The following is a 21,269-nucleotide window of genomic DNA, read 5'->3' as shown; positions in this document are numbered from 1 at the left end:
AGGAGGTGGAGAGATGGAACAGTTATGGTTGTTTTACAGCGATTACTGCCAGCAGCTGTCTATGCCAATTGAAAAAAGCGGCAGGATCACCATCGGTCCTGAGCTCGAACAGCTGGTGACAATAAGGGTATTTCCTTTTACAAAAGGAATTGTGTCCATAGAAAAGCACGACAGCTTCTATGAAGTTAGGCAGAATGAGTCGGTTCTCGGAAGGCTGAACGATGGAGAACCCTTTCACATAAATGATGCGGGGGAAATCCTGACGATAATAGTAACCTCTGAAGCCCTTAAAAGCCAAACCTACTACTCCGGCTATCAAAGGGAAATAGAGATTTCCTCTGATAACCCGGATGCTTCCATTTATAAAAAGAACGGTATTTTAATGGAAGCCAGCCAGTCTTTTGATCTGATAAGAACCAAAAAGGGCTGGATGGCAGAGCCGGGTTCAGGGCAGCTTTATATAAATGGAAAAAGAGTTGAAGAGAGGACTTTCCTTGAAATGGGAGATGTGCTGTTCTTCCCCTTTATGTCTATAAGAATAATAGAAGAGGATCTTTTCCAGATTGATAGCTTTGAATACTATGAATCAAAGCTTCCCATTACCATCAGGCCGCAATCTGAGATGGCAAAGAAATATCCGCTCTACCGGAGAACGCCAAGAATGATCTATGAAATGCCGGATGAGAAGGTTTCCCTATCCTTTCCATCACAGGAGCCGGATGATTCAGGCAGGGGGTTATGGCTGATTATCATGCCGCCGCTGATTATGCTGGTTGTAATGGGTATCGTGGCTTTGGTTCAGCCAAGAGGGATTTTTATTATCATTTCCATGGTCATGTTCATGACCACTTTAGTGACATCCACCGTCCAGTACTTTAAGGACAAAAGCAATCAAAAAAAGCGGAAAGAGCGCAGGCATCGAGTTTATACTGCCTATCTGGAAGAGAAGCGAAAAGAGCTGCAGGCATTGTCTGACCAGCAGAAGCATGTTCTGGAATTCCACTTTCCGTCTTTTGAGAAAATGAAATATTTTACGGGCCATATATCTGACCGCATTTGGGAGCGGCCTCTGCAGAGCTTTGACTTCCTTCAATTCAGACTGGGTACCGGAAATGTGCCTGCGAGCTATGAAGTTAAGGTAAGCTCAGGGGATATGTCAAACCGTGAAATCGATGATCTTCTTGAACAGTCACAGCAAATGGAGAAAGTGTATAAGGAAGTTAGAAATGTGCCTGTGGTGGCTGACCTTGCCAAGGGGCCAATCGGGCTGATCGGAAAAGAGTCGGCTGTTAAAAATGAGATACACCAGATCATTGGGCAGTTGGCCTTTTTCCACAGCTACCATGATGTGCGGTTCGTATTTATTTTTAATGAAAAAGAATATAAAAAATGGGAATGGCTCAAATGGCTTCCACATTTCCAGATGCCGCATGCACATGCAAAAGGGCTGATTTATAACGAACAAACGAGGGATCAGCTGCTGTCTTCCCTTTATGAAATCCTGCGCGAAAGGGATTTGGATGAAAATAAAGAGAAGCAGGTGTATTCGCCTCATCTCGTGTTCATCATAGCCAATCATCAGCTGATTGCAGATCATGTGATATTGGAATATTTGGAGGGCGACCACTCCAATATGGGAATCTCCGTGATCTTTGCAGCAGACTCAAAGGAAAGCCTGCATGATAATATTCAAACCCTTGTCAGATATGTCAATCAGGAAGAGGGGGACATTCTGATTCAGGACAAAAAGGCCGTGAGCATCCCATTTAAGCTTGATGCTCATCAGAAGAAGGGAAATGAGGAATTTTCCCGTCTGTTAAGAACGCTTGATCATCAGGTTGGAATGACCAATTCCATTCCAAATAGCGTTTCCTTCCTGGAAATGATGAAAGTAAAAGAAGTAGGGAAACTTCCGATCAAAGAGAACTGGCTTACAAAAGAGTCTTCCAAATCCCTGGCGGTTCCAATCGGCTTAAAAGGAAAGGAAGACCTGTCGCTATTGAATCTTCATGAAAAGGCGCATGGCCCGCACGGTTTGCTGGCCGGGACAACGGGATCGGGAAAAAGTGAATTTCTGCAGACGTATATTCTTTCACTTGCTGTTCACTTCCATCCCCACGAGGTCGCTTTCCTGCTGATTGACTACAAAGGTGGGGGCATGGCCCAGCCGTTTAAGAACATGCCGCATCTTCTGGGGACGATTACGAATATTGAAGGCAGCAAGAACTTCAGTTCAAGAGCGCTTGCCTCCATCAAAAGTGAATTGAAAAGGCGGCAAAGGCTTTTTGATGAATATCAGGTAAATCATATAAACGATTACACAGACCTTTATAAAAACAATATGGCAAAGGAGCCGCTTCCTCATCTGTTTTTGATTTCCGATGAGTTTGCGGAGCTTAAGAGTGAAGAACCCGAATTCATCAGAGAGCTTGTCAGTGCAGCCCGAATCGGCCGAAGCCTGGGAGTCCATTTAATTCTGGCCACCCAAAAGCCGGGCGGTGTCATTGACGAACAGATCTGGAGTAATGCCCGCTTTAGGGTGGCTTTAAAGGTTCAGGACACAGATGACAGCCGGGAAATCATTAAAAACGGCGATGCTGCTGCTATTACCGTAACCGGCCGCGGCTATCTGCAGGTCGGCAATAATGAAGTCTATGAACTGTTCCAATCTGCATGGAGCGGAGCCCCTTATCTGGAAGACTCTTCTGAGACAGAGGATGAGATTGCTATTGTAACCGACCTGGGTCTTGTTCCATTATCGGATGTGAATTCACGCCAAGGGAAGAAAAAAGGCGGAAAAACAGAAATTGAAGCAGTTGTGGAAGAGATTGAAGCAGCACAGTCCTCGATGGGCATTACGAAACTTAGAAGTCCATGGCTTCCTCCTCTTGAAGGGCGCTTAAGCAGGAAGCTTTATCGCGCTGAGGAGAATAATGAAATTCATTTAGGAATGGTGGATGAGCCTGAGAAGCAGAGCCAGTATCCATTAAGCTATCAAATCATAGAGGATGGAAATGTAGGGGTGTTCGGCTCCTCCGGTTATGGAAAATCCCATACGATTATGACACTACTGCTAAGCATTGCCGAAAAGCGGTCTCCTGAAGAAGCACATTATTATATTTTCGATTTTGGCAATGGTTCACTCCTTCCGTTAAGGCAACTGCCGCATACGGCCGATTTCTTCCTGATGGATGAAGAGCGCAAAATTGAAAAGTTCATGAATCTGATCAAGGATGAAATTGCCCGCAGAAAGCTATTATTCCAGCAGCAGGAAGTCAGCGGAATTAAGATGTACAATTCGATGAGCAATGAAAAATTGCCGCTCGTCTATATCACATTTGATAATTTCGATCTTGTAAAAGAGGAAATGCAGGAGCTTGAAACGCAAATTAATCAGATTGCCAGGGATGGACAGTCACTCGGAATCTATATGATTTTCGCTGCGACGCGGATCAATTCAATCCGGCAGTCGCTCATGAATAACCTCAAAACAAAAGTGGTCCATTATCTGATGGACAGCAGCGAGGCTTACTCCGTTCTGGGAAGGGTTCCTTTCGCACCTGAGCCAATACCGGGAAGAGCCATTATTAAAATGGAAGAGGCCTATTTTTCACAGGTATTCCTGCCGGCAGAGGGCAGGGACGATTTCGAGATCATGGAATCGATCCGGGCTGACATTCAGGAGCTGAAGGAGAAATACAAAGACTGCAGTCAGCCTGAAGAGGTGCCGATGCTTCCGGCAGAGCTTAATACGGTTAACTTTACCCGTTACACTGCGGGAGAGACTCAGCCGGGACTTGTACCAATTGGCCTTGATGAAGAATCCGTCAAACCTGTGTATGCAAACTTCAATAAAACGAAGCATTGCATTATCCTTGGGCAGGCCCAAAAAGGAAAGACAAATGTCCTTAAGCTCATGATTAATCAAATGCTAGCTCAGGGGGCTGAATCTGTTGGTATTTTCGATTCCTTTGACAGAGGATTATCATCCTATGCGAGTGAGGAAAAGTCAGTCTATATCGAGACAAAGGAACAGATCAGCGATTGGGCAGCAAAGGCGGAAGAACAGTTATCCCAAAGGGAAAAAGAATATCTTAATGCAATCCAGCATGGCAATACAGATATAGCGTTTTCGCCGATCGTGCTGGCTGTGGATGGATACTCCCGTTTTGCACAGACATTGGATAACAGCCTGCAGGAGAGAATGGCAAGGCTGATGAAAAATGGAAGCCATCTTGGCTTTAGTGTCATCGTGACAGGCAGCAATAATGAACTGACGAAAGGATACGATTCCTTAACGGCAGAAATCAAACAGATCCGCCAGGCGGTCGTTCTGATGAAAAAATCAGAGCAGACACTCTTTACCCTTCCATACGACCGGAAAGAGGCAGAGATACAGCCGGGATATGGTTATTACGTTATAAACGGAAAGGAATTAAAAATTCAAATTCCTTTATGTGCCACTGAAAGGAAGGTCTTAGCATGACAGCCAAAACAAAATACATCGTGAAAATGGTTTTGGTGATGCTTCTGATTATCGCCGCGCCAGCCATCTTTTTTGGCACCATTGGCGATAATCCTCTGCTGGTCAGGGAGAATGCCACAAGAACCATAGCAGTTGTTAATGAAGATACAGGAGCTGACAAAGAAGATAAATCTCTTGATTTTGGAGAGGAAATAACATCAATTCTCGAAGACGGTTCACAATATGAGTGGACTGTCATAGGCAGAAGTGCTGCAGAAAATGGCTTGAGAAATACCAAGTATGACGCAGTCGTTTATATTCCTTCCAACTTTTCAAAGAACATCATGTCCTATGAAAGCCAGCAGCCTGAAAAAGCAAATTTTGAATTTACGGTACAGAACCAGCTGAACTCACTGAACCGAGAAAAGGTTTTGCGCGAGATTCAGACAGCCACCAACCGTGTGAATGGAAAGATTTCAACCTTGTACTGGACCTATGTATCACAGGACCTGGAAAATGTGAAATCCCAGTTCGATACCATTTTACAAAAAGAAATAGACTTCCAGAATGCCATGCTCGCTTTCTATAAGCCCAGTTCAAAGAACCTGGCAGCGGAAATCGAACAGCAGCGCAATATGCTGGAGAGCATTCAGTCGACAGTGAAGACAGCAGCAGAGAGTACTTCAGAGGGTGAAAATAACCTTACTCAATTTGAAGAGAGTCTTGCCGGATTTGTTCAATATGTTGACCAATACCGGGAATATCAGGATGCACAGCGGGAAACTCTTCAGAAGCTGCAGGATGAAAGTGTGCTAAATATACAGGCCCTAACCGGGAAACATGATCCGCAGTACTCTGAATCATTAGCCGCACTGAATGAAGGCGGTGAGCAGCTTTCAAGCACACTTGATTCAGTTGAGTCTCAGCTAAAAGAAAACAGTGAGACATTCAGCAGCCTCTCTGCTATCCGCACTTCACAAGTGGATAGACAAAGAGAAGAATTGATTAATTATCTTATGGAACAAGAACGAAATACCCTAAGCCAATCCGAGGCAAACATAGCTTCTTTGAAGCAGGAATTGTCAAAAGGTACGTCTGCCGGAAATCCAGGGACAGCGTCATCGGCTTCAAACAAAAGTTATGCTGAAAAGCAGACAGCTGCTAACACGAATCCGAATACAGCCATTCCATCAATTCCCGGCCTGGAAAATGAGAGAGCAGAATTGCAGGCTATTGCCAATGAAATAAACACGATTAAGTCTTCGCTTGAAACCATTGAAGGAACACCGGAGCAAGCTGCCGCAGCAGTCGCAAGCCTGCCGAAGCTTTCCCAGCGTTTGCTTAATGTAGAGCAGAAAATTTCTGTGAATGACACAGAAGCAAATCCTCTGCAGAAAGTAGTGGATGAACTAAAGGCTGCAAACGATGAATTGTTTGCTCAAAACGGAAAATTGGTTGAAGACTATAATAAGCTGGTTGAAGAGAACAAAAATTTGATTCAGCAGCTAAGCAATTCCGGAGATTTTTCATCTTTAATTGGTTTAATCGATCAGAAAGAAAATAAAATTCTTGAATTAAATTTAGACAGCGAAAGCAAGGCGAAGTTAACTGAAGTGTTTAACCAGCCAATTATCTATGCCATTCCTTCAAAAATGATGGAATATTATTCTGCACTCGGAAGATTCGAAGGAACTGTTGGGTCATCCATTAACTATAATCCTGAGAAACTTAAAACCTTTATAGAAAAGTTGAATCCAATTGTAAAGGTGAACGAGGATGAACAGAAGGTTTGGGATGAATTGAATACATCCATCCCTTATTCTGAGGAACAGCTTACAGGTCTTGATAATCAGGTTGCTGCATTCTTTAATGATTACAGCCAGCGAATGGAAGAGCAGCAATCTGCTATGCAATCAGACTTATCTGCACTGCAGGAAAGTGCAATAGCTGTTATGGATAACATTCAGTTATTATCAGCCAATACCCAAATGCCTGTCGATGGCATTAACGGAACTTCCGTTATGGTCAAACAAGAGGGAATCAGCCAAAGAATGCTGATGATCAATGATCTTGTTGGATCTATCGGAGAAAATCAGAGCAATATCGTATCCTATACAAACGAGCTTGAGCAAAAGGTGCAAAGTGTCCAGCAGGATGCAGATACACTGAATTCCAAGTGGGGTTCGAACGTAGAGACAACTCAGATGTTCCGGGATGATATTTACAATCTTCTTGGAAACACTTATGTGAATGGCCAAAAGAATGGTCCGGTATACGAGCAATTATCCAGCCCGCTTCAAATCAGCGGAGAAACAGCTGCCAAGAAAGAGGAAAGCAAGCTGCCGCCGGTTGTCGTATTGGCCATTATCCTGCTCAGCAGCTTAATGATCGGATACTTCAGCCATTATTTCAAAAATGCGCCAATGCTTGTACATGTTTCCATGTTTGTGCTGCTGAATCTTATTGTTGGTCTGATTATCAGCATATTCGGCCTCAATATTTACTCAATGGAACAGGATCGCGCAATTGAATGGACCATTTTCACCATATTGCTGCTGACGGCAGCCTCAGCCATTGTACTGGCAGGGTTCAAGATCGGCAATTTGGCAGGATGGATTCTGAGTGTAGGGCTCATCGCCTTCTTCATCAGTCCGTTCCTTGCTCTTACAGCACCGAATATTAACTATGAAGACCCAATGTCCAAGGTATATATGTCCATTCAGTATGACTCACAGTCCCTGTTTATTCCGGCCATCCTCATACTGCTTGGCATTATTGCCTTCCTTGCCATCATTCCATTTGCAGTCCGGTCGATAAAGGACCTGCGTACTAAGAGGGATGAGGACCAGGCTTATGAAGCTTAATAGATTCCTTAAAGTAATAGTTCTGCTCCCGGCGTTTTGGCTGCTAGCTGGCCAATCTGCCGGGGCGACCCCTGATTTTTATAACGTAACGCCGAATACCTATGAAAAACAGGAATTCAAAGAGAATACCGATTACCTCCATGAAAAATCGCTTTATGAAAATAAGAAAGAGATCCCGGAAGAACAAAAGGATCTTACTTTTACAAAAAAGAACCTGGATCCTTTGAAGGAAGTGAAGGAGAAACTATTCGACGGCGGTGAAACCACTACTAATACCATCACTGCAAAAGCGGACCAGCTTCAGCTATTTTCCGATTCGAAACAGGAAAGCTTTTTCAAGGCGGAGGATCAATCAACCGCTGAACAGGTTAACAAATTAATGATTCTTTATATTATTCTGCTTGTAATTGCCATAGGTGTAATTATGGGATTCCTCATTCCGAGGATGGCGAAGCAGGCTGATAATTGAAAATTTTATTTAGTTGCATGGTCGTTTACTTGAACATGCAACTAAATAAAACTGTTAATTTCAACTTCTATCAACCGTAATGCAATTAATATCTTCCGATTTATACTCCAACTTAGAAGCCTTCCAAAATTAAAAGTTAACGCGGGGTGACCACTGTGGATGACAATTCCATTTTAATAAGCCAGCTGTATAGAGATATTTCCTTTTTGAATAGTGAAATTAGTAAGAATAATGAGATATTGGTTCGATTGAGAAAGGCACAGCAGGAAATCTCATCAAGCCAGGAAGAATTCATGCTTAATAAGCGTTTTATTCATCAGCCCGACTTAAACCAGTCGGTTTGGGCTGGAACACATGCTAATGATTTTGATGATATACGTGGAGAAATTGAAGATACCTATATGAGAATTGGAAACATTGAAATTGAAGGAATGTTAAACAATATTGAAGTGAAGATTACCCATTACGAAGGATTAAATAAGTCTCTTTCAAGCACAATTTCTTCTAAACGTAATCGCATCTCACAATTAAGCGATTAATACGGCATGACTATTGAGGTGAAAAAATGACCGAAATTAAATTAATTCAAAGTGAAGTGGAAAGTGCCCTAAGTGAACTCAAAAGCAAGGCAGAAGGGGTTGATGTCAGCAACCCTTCCATTACATTCCCAGAAAGCAGTTTGGATCTGCTGTCTGAAATCACTAAAATTGAACAAAAGTATTATACGACCCTTAAACAATATCAAAATTTGCTGATTAAAACAGAACAAGATATGAGAACCCTAATAGATCAGCTTGCTCAAAAAGATAAAGAGCTATCTCAAAAAATGAAATAGTGGAGTGATACAGATGAAGGTGATTAAAGTTTCCGAAATCATTCCTGAATTGGATGAATCCATAAAAAAGAAAGAAGCTGAAAAGGACCAGCTGCAGGATGTGCGAGCTTCAATCAATAACTTGATCAATTTGGATGATGCATTAAAAGGAAAAGGAGCAGAAGCAATCAAGGAACATCTTACTGTTCTGCATATTCCGGCAGTCTTGTTGTTGAATCAATTTATAAGTGAATATGTTAATAGGCTAAAGCAAGTGAAAAATTTAATAAATGAGTATGAAATTAAAAGTGGGCTAGTCAGACAGGACTTCGTAGAGCATGAGGCTAAGTCCGGAATTGAGAACATCGAACAAATGTCAGAAGACACTATTAATGATATTAATCAGGAATTCTTAAAGGTTAGTGATATTGTTGGAGGTTCAACCATTTCCTTAGCGCATTTAAGACAGAATTTTGATAAAGCAAGACGTCATATTAAGAAAACCACAGATGGTTTAGAGGATTTGGATAAAGATAGTTTAAAAGTCTTGAAGGAGTCGACTGAAGATCTTACGAGAATTGCAGACTTTATCAATAAAATTGAGGCCTGGGCATCAAATGGTGCAGCACTAAATGAAAGTACAATTAGGGAGATTGAAAAGTATTTCGCTGAGAATGATACTATCGGCAAGCTCATCGATTCTGCTATGGAACTGGCTATAAAAGAAGGTGATTCCACCTTAATGGGGAATGTGGCAGACTGGCTGGATAAAATAGGGAAACTTAACGGTGGAATGGAAGTTGTGAAAGGTACCTTAGCTGCAACTATTCTTCTATCTAAAAGATTAGTTCTGGTGAAAGATGGATCAGGAAATTTCAAGATTAAGGCCCATCCTGATTGGCTGAAAAAGAATGGGGTTTATGGTTCGAAGCTTGCTGATTCAATTCATAAGATATTAAAAAAGGGAAGTTCAAGCAGCTATAATGGTATTAAGAATTACTTTTCTAAATATCAGAACTCACCTAGCAGGCTTTTAAGAAGCCTTGTTGGCCTTAATCCTGGGTCGAATGTGAAGAGCTACCTCAAATTATTAGAACATCAGCATCCATATTTAAAATTTGATGCAGCTCAAGCTGAATTATATAAAAGAACTTCCATTGATGTTAAGTCTACACTGGGGCAGCTGACAGATAAACGCTCTTTAACGGCAATTGCAAAGAAAATTCCATATGCAGGAATCCTGTTTTCTGTAGGAACCAATGCGGGGGAATATGTCAGTGATAAAAATAAATATAAATCCAACTGGGAAAAAACAGGGAGAGCTGCCGCCGGAATAGGAATGGATATTGGTGTTGCGGGGCTTACTACAGGCGGAGCTGCTATAGGGACCATGATTTGTCCTGGACCTGGAACACTCATTGGTGGGCTTGTAGGAGCAACAATTGGGATAGTAGGATCGATCGCATTTGAAGACAGTATCAAAGATATCGGAGAGAAAGCTGGGAAATGGGCTGAGGAAAAATCTAAGGATATTAAAGAGGCTGTTAGCAATGTTGGTGAGGCAATATCAGATGCAGGAAGTTTTGTAACAGGTTTGTTTAAATAAAATCAAATATGGGGTGAGGTTAAAGAATGGAAGCGATGGGGATATCTTTAACTACTAATGAGTTGGCATCTGTGCTTGCGTTATGCGGTTATGAAAGCATGGCCAGTCAAATCCTTAACAGCTTAGATATTAATGGAGAAAAATGGGAGCTTGACCGTTTTATAGAGGATACCGGGCTCTCCCTAAAATCTAAAGGGCTATTAGACGAAAATAGAAGTTCAACCCTCGTCGAAGGTCTGGAAGATCTTTTGCATGTTCTTGTACAGTCAAAGAGAAAAGCCAGATGTATAATAAAAGACAGGGTGCTATTTATTCATTTTATAAAAGGTGACACAAGGACCCTTCTGCAAGAAATAAGAAATAATACTCATTTTTTCTCGATTTATTCAATGGAAAAAGGATTCGAACACATTTTATTGAACCATTATGAATTAGTGGGTAAATCAGAACAAGCTGTAAACGATTTGCCGACATTGCAGCTTTCAGAGGCTATTTATGATCAGCTCCATCAGATGGATCCCGAGGTTTTAGAAGCCATGATTAACGATGAGAAAATAGAGGATCTTCTAAAGCAGTTCTTGTCTGATTTCAAAAATAATGAACAGGAATTTGCTAATGTATCACTGATGGAGATGGATTATGCTAAAGATTATATGGAGTTGAAACAAGTCATCTTTCTGCTGCCCAGCTTGAATTTTATTTGGCACCTTGACTATGATAGGATTCAAGAAAAAGAAGTTTTTGTAGTTCCATCCAGTGTAGACGAGTACAGCAAAAGATTAAGTGATGCTATAGCACTTTTCTTTAAGGAATTGTAATCTACTATGAAAGGTAAAATTTATGATGAAAATTATTGGCTTAGCATTAGCAGTGGCCGTATGGACAATTATTGCGTTATTTCTGAATGGTATTGATATTCCAATTCCAAGCTCTTATATTTCTTTGATGATTACAACTAATGCTATTTTTGCTTTCTTCTCCATATTTGTTCAGCGCCTGGTCGTTACGCTGTATGAGGTAAATGTATTTGAAGAACCAAAGAGTATACCGGGTTTTTTCTTTAAGTATATTGCCATCATTACATCTGGCGTAAATTATTATGTTCAGAATGTGTTAAACCGTCTACCTTTTATTGTGAATAAGTTAGCGAGTATACTTTTTTTTGCCTTTCTTATGGTGGCAGGATTCAGTATCATGACTATTTTTAATTAATGGTCTTAATATTCTACTAAGCTAGTTGGAGGAAGAACAAATATGGAACAGGACCAGAAGATAAGTGTATCCACACAAGACCTTATAGCAGTTCTTGCTCAATCAGAATCAGTAAAGAGAGCAAGAGAGTTTGCCTATGAAAATAACTTATCAAAAAAAGAGATCGGACAGATAAATGAAACACAGCCAGAATCAAATATATCGAATTCACTAAAAGAAATGGTAAACACAGCTTTAAATGCCAGCAAAATGATTAGGATTGAAAATGGAAATCAGTATCTGCTAGTTTATCGTGCTCACAAGACAGGAGGTATTGTGGAATATATACATAATGACCTTTATGAATTTAAAAAATATGATTCTCTAACGATGTTAAATAATCTTATTAGTGATTTTTACGGCCTGGATTCCAGGCTCACAGAGGATCCTATAAAGGTTAACATAGAGTTAACCAATGATTTATATGATCAAATTCATTATATGGACCCTGCCGAATTGGAAAAAATGATAGACGATGAAAAATTTGATGTGAAAATCCGACAATTCCTGCGTGATTTTTATCAGAATAATCAGCAGGTATGCAAGCTAGTTTTTAAAAAAAGAAGGACCATAAAGAATCCTTTGCAGGAAGACTTTGTGATGTTATTTGTTCCGGGTGAAGACTATATTTGGCATATCAACTACGAAGAGTCCAGCAATAATAGAATCTTCTTAATGAGTAATAGTATCAATAACTACTTTGATGTATTACAAAGGATTTTAGATGATTTTCTGCATATTGAAGGTTTTCTTGCGGAGAAAAAGCCCAGAAAAGCTGAGCAAGAGGTAGAGGGATTTTCCTTTAAAAGAGGATTCTCATTCTTTTGGAAAAGTAATTTCGTGCTGTTAATAACCGTTTTATTCCTGTATATTAACAAGTCCGGCTGGAGTGAAGGAAGCGGACCTATGGTGGTAGGATTTGCCGTTTTTTGCGAAGTTATGATTATCTTATTATCTATTTTTGCTTGCTTAAAAGAGAGGGAGGAACCTTTTACTGTTAAGAGGGCCAAGTCAGCTTCATAATTAGACAAATACCTGGGAATCTAATAAATAAAGAGAAGAAGATATATCAAACAGATAAAGACAATTTACTTTAGATTCTCTTAATCTAAGGAGAGTGTGATTCTTCTTGCCACTTGTTCAGAAGAAAAATGATGAAATTATCGTTAAAGGTTCTAACATCATGTATGTTTTGGTGTTTCTTGCTACTGTAGGTTTTTTAATAGCTTGTATCTTTCTAATTGTTCACGGTTTGAAGTTTGACTCTAAATATTCTTTATTTTATCTTGGCGGCGGGATCATATTCACACCTTTTTATCTCTATATTACGCTTTGGAATTTACCAGGCCTAATTCCAGGCAAAACCTTGCTTTCCATAAAACCCGGAGAAAAGGGTTTGGTTAAGTCAAAAAAAGGCATAGTTCCAATAAAGGATATACGAAGCATTGACCTTGTAAGGAATCCATTAAATCTAATAAATGATATTGTTATTGAAACCTTCAATGATAAAAAGTTTAAAATTCGCACGTATAACCTGATTGGTGATTTTCGCTATCAGATAATAGTTGACCAATATATATATCCTCATATGACTGAAAGTGCAAAAAAAGTTTGGGATCGAAAATAAACCTGGAGAATCTTCGGCAGCAGGCTAATTATGAACGGCAAGAACCAAAGGCTGAATAATAGGTATATGTGTGGGATCTCTTTAATTTAAGTTTGATGAATCAAAGGAGTGGATCATGTTTGTCCATGATTCAGGAAAAGGACAACACGGTAATTATAAAAAGTTCTAAATTCATGTATGTATGGGGGTTTTTAGCTACAGTAGGTTTTTTAGCAGCGTGTATTTTCTTAATTATACATGGGCTGAAATTTAATTCTAAATACTCTTTAATATATTTAGGTGGAGGAATCATATTAACTCCTATCTATCTTTACTTGACATTATGGACCCTGCCTGGATTAATGCCAGGGAAGGTTTTGTTTAAAATATTTCCTGGAGAAAAGGGAACGGTTCATACAAAAAAAGATATGGTACTTATAAATAATATACGGGATATTAACTTAGTCAGAAACCCTCTAAATTTAATCAATGACATTGTTATTGAAACCTTCCATGATAAGAAGATAAAAATTAGAACATATAATCTTCTTGGAGACTTAGATTATGAATTAATTGTAGATCAATACATTTATCCATATATGACAGAAAATGCAAAAAAGGTATGGGATCGAAAGGTGAATCTTGAACGTCTTCGAGATGTGGCAAGATACGAGAGAAAAGAGACGAAATTTGATTAATATATCCTCTTATAAGAGAGGACTTTTTTATAGGGCGAGTTAATAACGAGCCCTTTTATTTTTCGTAAACAGGCATTTGGGGCGCTGCGAATCAAATGCGTAATAAGGTATTTAAGTAAGGTAATTATCTCGTTTTCTGCTGGTTCTCACTATCAGATACAAAGGAGGAGTAATGTATGTCGATGGTTCAGGAAAAAGAGGATACAGTAATTATAAAGGGTTCGAAGTTTTATTATGTATTAATGTTCCTGGCTACAGCAGGGTTTTTAATTGCATGCATTTTCCTCATAATACACGGACTTAAATTTAACTCTAAGTACTCTTTGTTTTATCTTGGTGGAGGAATAATATTTACTCCTTTTTATTTTTACATTACTCTCTGGAGTCTGCCGGGTTTTATTCCGGGAAAGATATTGCTAAAAATTGTTCCTGGAGAGAACGGTAGTATTCATTCCCCAAGAGGAGCCGCTGTAAAAGTAAAAAATATCCGAAATATTGATTTGAAGAGAAATCCCTTAAACCTTATTAACGATATTGTCATCGAAACATTCGATGATAACAAAGTAAGAATTCGCACCTATAACCTAATCGATGATGGAGATTTTCAAGTGATTGTCGATAAATACATTTTTCCGTTTATGAATGATAATGCCAGGAAGATATGGGATCGGAAAATCAATTTAGATAAGTTAAAAGAGGAAGATAATTATGTGAGACAGGAGAATTAGGTATAGAACACAATTCTGGGCTGGCTTGCCGGGGTTATATTTCATGAGAAGTCTGAAGAATACAGCAAGATACATTAGTTACCATCACTTATAATGAGGCAATATTATCGCTATGGCGGATCTTCGATTAGCATTCAGTTTGTTCTTTGTCTAACAAAGTCCTTTTATAAGAATAATGGGGGAGTTTCTCTTGTCAATGATTGAAGAAAAAGATGAAAGAATAGTTATTAAAGGTTCAAAGTTTATGTATGTTTGGATGCTTTTGGCAACTGTAGGGTTTTTAATTGCATGTATTTTCTTAATAACACATGGTCTAAAATTCAACTCAAAATACTCCTTTATATATCTTGGGGGAGGAATTGTCTTAACTCCCTTCTACCTATATCTCACTCTCTGGAGTTTGCCTGGCCTTATTCCTGGGAAAGTCCTGTTTTCAATAATTCCAGGAGAAGATGGAAAGTTAATTTTGAAAAGAAAGGAGATTTCAATCAAAAATATACAAAATATTAACTTAGTCAGAAATCCTTTAAACTTAATAAATGATATTATCATTGAAACTTTTAATGATAAAAAGTTCAGGATTCGTACTTATAACCTCCTTGCTGAAATGGATTATGAAATGATTGTAGATAAGTATCTTTATCCTTATATGACTGAAAATACAAGGAAAGTTTGGGATCGAAAAGTAAATCTGGAAATATTGCGCCAAGAGTTAAAGATAGACTAATGAAGGGTAATTAATTTTGTATTGAAGAATACGGCATGGATAGATAAAAGAAGAATAATTGAGACTTAAGCTAGTCCAACAGTGATTAGTTGCAAATTAACCCTGACTAGAAATTCATTTGATTTGAGATAAAAGGAGGGATAGCGCTTATTGTCAAACTCAAAAAAACAACATACCATATGGGTACAAGGATCAAACATCATGTATATTTTGGTGTCTCTTGCTACTGCAGGTTTTTTAATAGCCTGTATCTTTCTAATTGTTCACGGATTGAAGTTTGACTCTAAATATTCTTTATTCTATCTTGGCGGTGGAATAATTTTCACTCCTTTTTATCCCTATATCACCCTTTGGAATTTACCAGGCCTAATCCAGTGTAAAACCTTGCTGTCCATTATCCCCGGAGAAAAAGGTGTGATTAAATCAAAAAAAGGCACAGTTCCAATTAAGGATATTCGAAACATCGATCTTGTAAGGAATCCATTAAATTTAATTAATGATATTGTTATTGAAACCTTCAATGATAAAAAGTTTAAAATTCGCACGTATAACCTGATTGGTGATTTTCGCTATCAGATAATAGTTGACCAATATATATATCCTCATATGACTGAAAGTGCAAAAAAGTTTGGGATCGAAAAATAAACCTGGAGAATCTTCGGCAGCAGGCTAATTATGAGAGGCAAGAACCAAAGGCTGAATAACGTCTATGTGTGAATCTCTCTTTCTCTGCCGGGTCCAAGGGGTGAGTATAGTTTGTCAATGATTCAGAATAAAGGTGACACGGTAATTATAAAAGGTTCTAAGTTCATGTATGTATGGATGTTTTTGGCTACAGTAGGATTTTTACTTGCATGTATCTTCTTAATTATACATGGACTGAAATTCAATTCTAAATATTCTTTCCTCTATCTTGGTGGAGGAATAATACTTTCTCCTTTTTATTTGTATATTACTCTCTGGAGTCTGCCTGGTTTTATTCCAGGAAAGATCTTGCTGAAAATTGTTCCTGGGGAACATGGCACTGTTATTACTAACAAGAGTAAAGTTTCAATCAAAAATATCCGTAATATTGATTTAGTAAGGAATCCACTAAATCTTATAAACGATATTGTCATTGAAACCTTTGAAGATAAAAAAGTAAAGATACGCACTTATAACCTTCTGGATGACGGCGATTTTCAGGTTATTGTTGATCAATTCATCTTCCCATATTTGACTGATAATGCCAGACAGGTGTGGGATAGGAAAATTGATCTTGATAAGTTAAGGGAAGAGGATAATTATATAAGGCAAGAACATAAGATAGAATAGGTGACTATGGGATTCACCTAGGAGGACAATCGATGTCAATGATTCAAGAGAAAAATGGTTTACTAGTAATTAAAGGTTCGAAGTTCTACTATGTATTAATGTTTCTAGCCACGGTAGGCTTTTTAATAGGATGTGTTTTCTTAATTATAAACGGATTGAAATTTAACTCTAAATACTCCTTATTCTATCTTGGTGGAGGAATTTTGTTTACACCCTTTTATTTATATCTTACCCTTTGGAGTTTGCCTGGTTTTATACCTGGGAAAATTTTATTCAAAATTATCCCAGGTGAGGGTGGCAGAGTGATATCGAACAAGGGGACTGTTCCAATTAAAAACATACAGGATATAAGTTTTGTGAGAAATCCTTTAAATTTAATCAATGACATTGTTATTCAAACATTTGATGATAAAAAGATAAGAATCCGAACCTATAACCTTCTTGATGAGTTAGTTTATGAAATGATGGTCGATCAATATATTTATCCTTATATGCATGAACACGCAAAGCAAGTTTGGGACCGTAAGATAAATCTAGAACGTTTAAGTAAAGAAGCAAGGTATGAAAGAAAGGAACCAAAGATTGATTAGAATAATAAGATCCTGCTATTTTTGTTATGAGCTCTTTAAAGGTCACCCCTATAAAGAGCTTTTGTTTTGAGATCAGCCGTCTCTCCCTATCGGAAGGAGAATAATATGAAAAATTTAATCGCCTTTACTGCAGTATTTCTAATATGGACATTAATTTCTTTAATGCTGACTGGGATAGATATTCCGATTCCAAGTTCTTATATTGCTCTAATGATTACGGCAAATGCTATTTTTGCCTTTTTCTCTATTTTTGTTCAGAAACTAGTTATTATCCTCTATGAAGTTAATGTGTATGAACAGCCTAGGACTTTTCTTGACTATTGTTTTAGATATATTGCTATTGTTACATCAGGTATAAATTACCATATTCAGCATATGTTAAATAGGCTTCCTATTATACTTAATAAATTGGCATCTATATTTTTCTTTCTCTTTCTTATCTTTACAGGCTTCGGTCTGATGGCTGTTTTTAACTAATACAAGTCGTTAATAACCGGGAGAGGCGGAGAGATTTTGACTGCAAAAGGAAAGCAAAAGAAATTCGTATTTAACAGAGGGTTTTTATTTTTTTGGAAAAGTAATTTGGTGTTGTTTTTAGCTATCTTATTTCTCTATATAAACAATTCAAGCTGGAGTGAAGAAGGAGGATCAGTTCTCCTGGTTTTGGCACTAATGTGGGGAGCGCTCATTTTATTATTATCCATAATTGATAGTGTAAAGGTCAAGAGAGCTGAGTCTCTGAAACTTTAAGGGATAACGTTACGTATGTAAATTTAGAATTAATGAAACAAAAGGAGGACCCCATGCAAAAAAAAAGCCCCATCACCATATTAATTGTATTACTAACCAGCTTCCTCTTCCTCTCAGCCTGCAGCAGCTCTGAAAGCAATTCAGAAGCCAAAGCGGAGAAAAAGGAAGAAGACAAATATGAAAAATTGGTTAAAGAGAAAAACAAGGAACTTGAGCTCGAACCCCTTGAGCTGACTTCTTACAGTGAGGAAGTCGGGGCAGCTCTGAAGAATCCGGAGTATAAGGAGTTTGCTGCAAATGGCAAGGTGGCTGTGCAGGGAGAGGTTGAGAAGTACACGGATCTCAAATCAGACTATGCCTGGATTAAGGTCCGTTCCACAGAGGATGGACCGGCAGGGAACGATCTGGAATACTACGCACCCATCAAAGAAGGGAAGTTCAAGCAGAACATCCGTTTATTTAATGGGGAAGGCGAGTATAAGGTAACTGTTCAGCTTCCAAGCACGGATAGTGAGAATTATTATTATGATCTTGCCTCGTTCACTGTACACAATGTGAATCAGGATACAGAGCGCGATGTAACGCTTACTCCGTTTGGCCAGGAAGCAGAGCTGACTTTGGACATTGAATCAAGCTATCTGAAAGGCAATGAAGTATTCAATTTAAAAGGGGAAGCAGGAAGTCTGACAGACGGCGATACAATCATGCTACAGCTGAATAAGGATTCAGAAATGTGGAAGCATGTCATTAAGCTTAAGGATGGAAAATTCACCTATGATGTGCCGTTATTCTACGGAAAAGGCCTGCACAAGCTTGAGGTGCTCGTTCCTGACAAAGAGAGGGAAAATTACTATCAGACAGCCACAACCATTTTAATAGACAACGAGTCTGATAGGACGATGAGCCCAATTGAATTTTCTAAAACATATGAGGAGCGGGGAGTGGCGCTTGAATACCCGCAGTATGGCGGTGAGAAGTCCGACGGTGTCTTTTCTGTAAAAGGAAAAATTGAACCGCAGGCAGAATTCGGTCCTGAAACAGATCATATTTACATTACCACTAAAAAAGGTGAAGACGAAGCACTGGATGTTATCCCTGTAAAAGATTTCACGTTTGATGATTCTTTTTATTTAAGGTTTGGTCCCGGCACATATGAAGTCACACTAAGTGTGCCAGAAATCAAGGAAGAGAACAGTGATTATTTCCGCTTTTATGGGTTTGCCAAATTTGAGGTGGAGTCAACAGGCGAGGATAAGCGGGACCTGCTTCCATCAAGAGGCGTTCAGTCCGATGCTCCGCAAATTACTGAACTGGCGCAAGAGCTGACAGAAGGCAAAAGTGGGGATAGGGAAAAGGCGAAAGCCATCTATGATTATGTCGCGAAGAGCGTTTCATATGATGTGAATAAGCTCGAAACAGATGACTTCAGCTGGGATGATAGTGCGCTCAAGACACTTGATTCCAAAACGGGAGTCTGCCAGGATTATTCGTATCTGGCCATTGCTCTGCTTCGGGCCAGCAACATGGAAGCCCGCTTTATTGAAGGAACTGCTTTCGGCGGATTCTGGCCGCAGAAGCATGCTTGGGTTGAAGTGAAGGTGGATGGAAACTGGCTTACGATGGATCCGACATGGGGAGCGGGATACATTAAGGATGATAAATTCGTGGCAGCTTTCAATGAAAAATACTTTGATCCGAATCAAGCAGAGTTTGAAAAAACTCATAACCGTACAGGTGTATCATACTAAACTGCAAAAAGTCATGGGGCTTGTTCCTGTGGCTTTTTTTATTTGCCAATTCAATGGAAATTTAATCCGAAATACCCTTCAATATATATTCTGAAAATTATAAAATCAAATTGACTGGGCTTCCGTCCGGATCTCCGTTAAGGAGGGAAAGGCTTGAAAATACATTTGGCAGGAGTGATCTTTTGTATGATGCTGATTTTCCCTGGTATGGTGAAGGCTGGCGGCTTTGGCGGTGATGACAGCGGGACTCCGGGTTACTGGTATGCCGGAGAATCACCTTCAAGCATTGACCCTTCCAAATCACCTCTTGTATTTGTGCACGGCTATAATAATTCGTCAGCTGTCTGGCATGAAGGAAATGATATGTATGAAGTGGCTTTGGCAAATGGATATGAAACAGCCTTCATTGATCTACATCATGACCGGGATATGTGGACGAATGGTGCCATTCTGGCTGAAAAGCTTCAGGAAATGTACCATCATTTTGGCGGAAAAAAGCTGGTGGTCATCGGCTATAGCAAAGGCGGTGTGGATATTCAGACAGCCCTTGTGCATTACAATGCCCACCCCTATGTATCAAACGTCATCTCTCTATCCTCTCCTCATCATGGCACCCAGCTTGCAGATCTTGCGCACAGCAGCGCAGCCTGGTGGCTTGCTGCTCTTCTCGGAAACAATAATGAAGCAACTGAATCCCTGCAGACAGGCAATATGCAATACTTTCGAAGCCTTACAGATTCCCATCAGAATGCTGGAAAGAATCGTTATTATACACTTGGCGGCACCAAATGGGGTTCATTTGGCAGTGCTTCCTACTGGGGAGGCTTATACCTGAGCGCGTACGGAAAAAACGATGGTGTTGTGACAGCAGTTAATTCCCGGCTGCCTGGAGCTTCCATTGTTCAGGAAGGCGGCTGGAATCATACAACCATTCGGGAAGGATCCTATACATTTCCGGTGTTCAGGCCCTATACCACTATTACTCAGCCTGCTGCAGTTCTCTCAGCTCCAAGCTCAGAAGCCGCTGCCGGCAAGCCTCGCGCCCATTCGATTGTAAAAGGCGGGAAAGCTGTCAGTGCAATAAGTGAGCAGTTTACTGTGGAGGATAATGTAAACTCCATAACCGTTTCTTTTTTAAGCGAAAAGAATTTGTCTGCATTAAAATTAATCAGTCCGGACGGAAAAGAATATAAAACGGGAAAAACGCATAAAGAAGAATCCGATTTTTTCAAAGGCGCGTGGATTCACCAGTTTGAAATCGAGTATCCTGAAGCAGGAAGCTGGCATTTAAAGGCTCCGGCAAATGCATCGTATCTATACACCGTTACACTAAACAGCCCGTTAAATGATAATCTTCAGGGCAAGTCTGCGAAAAGTCATAAAGCCCTTAAAACAAAATGGATCCGCTTCGGGTTTGATTCTTCAGGGAAAAAGCTGCAGCAAAAAGCGAAAGGGGAAAAGCCCGGCCTCATGACCGACAGTGATTTTCCACAGGAAGGCGTCTACAATGTGACAACGGAAATAAAAGGACTTACCGAAAATGGAAAGCCATATGAAAGAACACTTATCGAATCTTTTTATATAGATCAGAATGGAAAACGACATAACTAACTGGTCTCCGGCTGCTGAGAAGCAGCCT

General features: G+C 39.5%; 19 protein-coding genes. All 19 read left to right on the top strand.

Annotated elements, in window-relative coordinates; all coding sequences use genetic code 11:
* Positions 1-13 precede the first annotated feature (13 nt).
* The 19 genes from essC (at position 14) to LLY41_RS21530 (ending at position 21,241) form a co-directional block, all read left to right on the top strand.
* Positions 14-4,486: a type VII secretion protein EssC gene (gene essC / locus LLY41_RS21620; RefSeq protein ID WP_304586584.1), complete on the top strand. Its 4,473-nt coding sequence runs from the start codon at positions 14-16 to the stop codon at positions 4,484-4,486.
* On the top strand, positions 4,483-7,329 hold the full coding sequence (gene esaA, locus LLY41_RS21615) for a type VII secretion protein EsaA (protein WP_304586583.1): 2,847 nt from the start codon (positions 4,483-4,485) through the stop codon (positions 7,327-7,329). Before essC ends, esaA begins: the two co-directional genes overlap by 4 nt.
* Positions 7,319-7,798: a type VII secretion protein EssA gene (essA, locus tag LLY41_RS21610; protein ID WP_304586582.1), complete on the top strand. Its 480-nt coding sequence runs from the start codon at positions 7,319-7,321 to the stop codon at positions 7,796-7,798. Before esaA ends, essA begins: the two co-directional genes overlap by 11 nt.
* 155 nt (positions 7,799-7,953) lie before the next feature.
* Complete coding sequence (locus LLY41_RS21605; protein WP_304586581.1) at positions 7,954-8,337, top strand: YwqH-like family protein; 384 nt, start codon at positions 7,954-7,956, stop codon at positions 8,335-8,337.
* Between the two features lie 26 nt (positions 8,338-8,363).
* Positions 8,364-8,633, top strand: a complete 270-nt coding sequence (locus LLY41_RS21600; RefSeq protein WP_304586580.1) for a DUF5344 family protein — start codon at positions 8,364-8,366, stop codon at positions 8,631-8,633.
* A gap of 13 nt (positions 8,634-8,646) precedes the next feature.
* Positions 8,647-10,218, top strand: coding sequence for an LXG domain-containing protein (locus LLY41_RS21595; protein WP_304586579.1), 1,572 nt, complete (start codon positions 8,647-8,649; stop codon positions 10,216-10,218).
* 26 nt (positions 10,219-10,244) lie between these two features.
* Positions 10,245-11,036: a hypothetical protein gene (locus LLY41_RS21590; RefSeq protein WP_304586578.1), complete on the top strand. Its 792-nt coding sequence runs from the start codon at positions 10,245-10,247 to the stop codon at positions 11,034-11,036.
* A 22-nt stretch (positions 11,037-11,058) separates the two neighbouring features.
* A complete protein-coding gene (locus LLY41_RS21585; RefSeq protein ID WP_304586577.1) occupies positions 11,059-11,430 on the top strand; it encodes a hypothetical protein in 372 nt (123 codons plus the stop codon).
* A 42-nt stretch (positions 11,431-11,472) separates the two neighbouring features.
* Positions 11,473-12,492 carry a hypothetical protein gene (locus LLY41_RS21580; RefSeq protein WP_304586576.1) on the top strand — a complete coding sequence of 340 codons (1,020 nt, stop codon included), beginning with the start codon at positions 11,473-11,475 and terminating at the stop codon, positions 12,490-12,492.
* Between the two features lie 106 nt (positions 12,493-12,598).
* The gene (locus LLY41_RS21575) at positions 12,599-13,096 is read left to right on the top strand and encodes a DUF5381 family protein (RefSeq protein ID WP_304586575.1); all 498 of its coding nucleotides are present in this window, start codon (positions 12,599-12,601) and stop codon (positions 13,094-13,096) included.
* Positions 13,097-13,221: 125 nt separating this feature from the next.
* On the top strand, positions 13,222-13,773 hold the full coding sequence (locus LLY41_RS21570; protein ID WP_304588080.1) for a DUF5381 family protein: 552 nt from the start codon (positions 13,222-13,224) through the stop codon (positions 13,771-13,773).
* 182 nt (positions 13,774-13,955) lie between these two features.
* Complete coding sequence (locus tag LLY41_RS21565; protein ID WP_304586574.1) at positions 13,956-14,501, top strand: DUF5381 family protein; 546 nt, start codon at positions 13,956-13,958, stop codon at positions 14,499-14,501.
* A 196-nt stretch (positions 14,502-14,697) separates the two neighbouring features.
* A complete protein-coding gene (locus LLY41_RS21560) occupies positions 14,698-15,228 on the top strand; it encodes a DUF5381 family protein (RefSeq protein WP_304588079.1) in 531 nt (176 codons plus the stop codon).
* A 150-nt stretch (positions 15,229-15,378) separates the two neighbouring features.
* Positions 15,379-15,873, top strand: coding sequence for a DUF5381 family protein (locus LLY41_RS21555; RefSeq protein ID WP_304586573.1), 495 nt, complete (start codon positions 15,379-15,381; stop codon positions 15,871-15,873).
* 117 nt (positions 15,874-15,990) lie between these two features.
* Positions 15,991-16,542, top strand: coding sequence for a DUF5381 family protein (locus LLY41_RS21550; RefSeq protein WP_304588078.1), 552 nt, complete (start codon positions 15,991-15,993; stop codon positions 16,540-16,542).
* Between the two features lie 32 nt (positions 16,543-16,574).
* Positions 16,575-17,132, top strand: coding sequence for a DUF5381 family protein (locus LLY41_RS21545; protein ID WP_370460168.1), 558 nt, complete (start codon positions 16,575-16,577; stop codon positions 17,130-17,132).
* 105 nt (positions 17,133-17,237) lie between these two features.
* Positions 17,238-17,609 carry a hypothetical protein gene (locus tag LLY41_RS21540; protein WP_304586572.1) on the top strand — a complete coding sequence of 124 codons (372 nt, stop codon included), beginning with the start codon at positions 17,238-17,240 and terminating at the stop codon, positions 17,607-17,609.
* A gap of 326 nt (positions 17,610-17,935) precedes the next feature.
* Positions 17,936-19,630: a transglutaminase-like domain-containing protein gene (locus LLY41_RS21535; protein WP_304586571.1), complete on the top strand. Its 1,695-nt coding sequence runs from the start codon at positions 17,936-17,938 to the stop codon at positions 19,628-19,630.
* Between the two features lie 153 nt (positions 19,631-19,783).
* A complete protein-coding gene (locus LLY41_RS21530; protein ID WP_304586570.1) occupies positions 19,784-21,241 on the top strand; it encodes an esterase/lipase family protein in 1,458 nt (485 codons plus the stop codon).
* Positions 21,242-21,269 lie beyond the last annotated feature (28 nt).

The organism is Cytobacillus firmus, assembly GCF_023612095.1.
Taxonomy (GTDB): Bacteria; Bacillota; Bacilli; order Bacillales; family Cytobacillaceae; genus Cytobacillus.
This window is presented reverse-complemented; position numbering and strand designations above follow the sequence as displayed.

What these genes read in the sequence shown, in the direction of transcription:
- essC (WP_304586584.1), top strand. Translation starts at nt 14, where the DNA reads ATGGAACAGTTATGGTTGTTTTACAGCGATTACTGCCAGCAGCTGTCT.
- esaA (WP_304586583.1), top strand. Translation starts at nt 4,483, where the DNA reads ATGACAGCCAAAACAAAATACATCGTGAAAATGGTTTTGGTGATGCTT.
- essA (WP_304586582.1), top strand. Translation starts at nt 7,319, where the DNA reads ATGAAGCTTAATAGATTCCTTAAAGTAATAGTTCTGCTCCCGGCGTTT.
- LLY41_RS21600 (WP_304586580.1), top strand. Translation starts at nt 8,364, where the DNA reads ATGACCGAAATTAAATTAATTCAAAGTGAAGTGGAAAGTGCCCTAAGT.
- LLY41_RS21595 (WP_304586579.1), top strand. Translation starts at nt 8,647, where the DNA reads ATGAAGGTGATTAAAGTTTCCGAAATCATTCCTGAATTGGATGAATCC.
- LLY41_RS21590 (WP_304586578.1), top strand. Translation starts at nt 10,245, where the DNA reads ATGGAAGCGATGGGGATATCTTTAACTACTAATGAGTTGGCATCTGTG.
- LLY41_RS21585 (WP_304586577.1), top strand. Translation starts at nt 11,059, where the DNA reads ATGATGAAAATTATTGGCTTAGCATTAGCAGTGGCCGTATGGACAATT.
- LLY41_RS21580 (WP_304586576.1), top strand. Translation starts at nt 11,473, where the DNA reads ATGGAACAGGACCAGAAGATAAGTGTATCCACACAAGACCTTATAGCA.
- LLY41_RS21570 (WP_304588080.1), top strand. Translation starts at nt 13,222, where the DNA reads ATGATTCAGGAAAAGGACAACACGGTAATTATAAAAAGTTCTAAATTC.
- LLY41_RS21565 (WP_304586574.1), top strand. Translation starts at nt 13,956, where the DNA reads ATGGTTCAGGAAAAAGAGGATACAGTAATTATAAAGGGTTCGAAGTTT.
- LLY41_RS21560 (WP_304588079.1), top strand. Translation starts at nt 14,698, where the DNA reads ATGATTGAAGAAAAAGATGAAAGAATAGTTATTAAAGGTTCAAAGTTT.
- LLY41_RS21550 (WP_304588078.1), top strand. Translation starts at nt 15,991, where the DNA reads ATGATTCAGAATAAAGGTGACACGGTAATTATAAAAGGTTCTAAGTTC.
- LLY41_RS21545 (WP_370460168.1), top strand. Translation starts at nt 16,575, where the DNA reads ATGTCAATGATTCAAGAGAAAAATGGTTTACTAGTAATTAAAGGTTCG.
- LLY41_RS21540 (WP_304586572.1), top strand. Translation starts at nt 17,238, where the DNA reads ATGAAAAATTTAATCGCCTTTACTGCAGTATTTCTAATATGGACATTA.
- LLY41_RS21535 (WP_304586571.1), top strand. Translation starts at nt 17,936, where the DNA reads ATGCAAAAAAAAAGCCCCATCACCATATTAATTGTATTACTAACCAGC.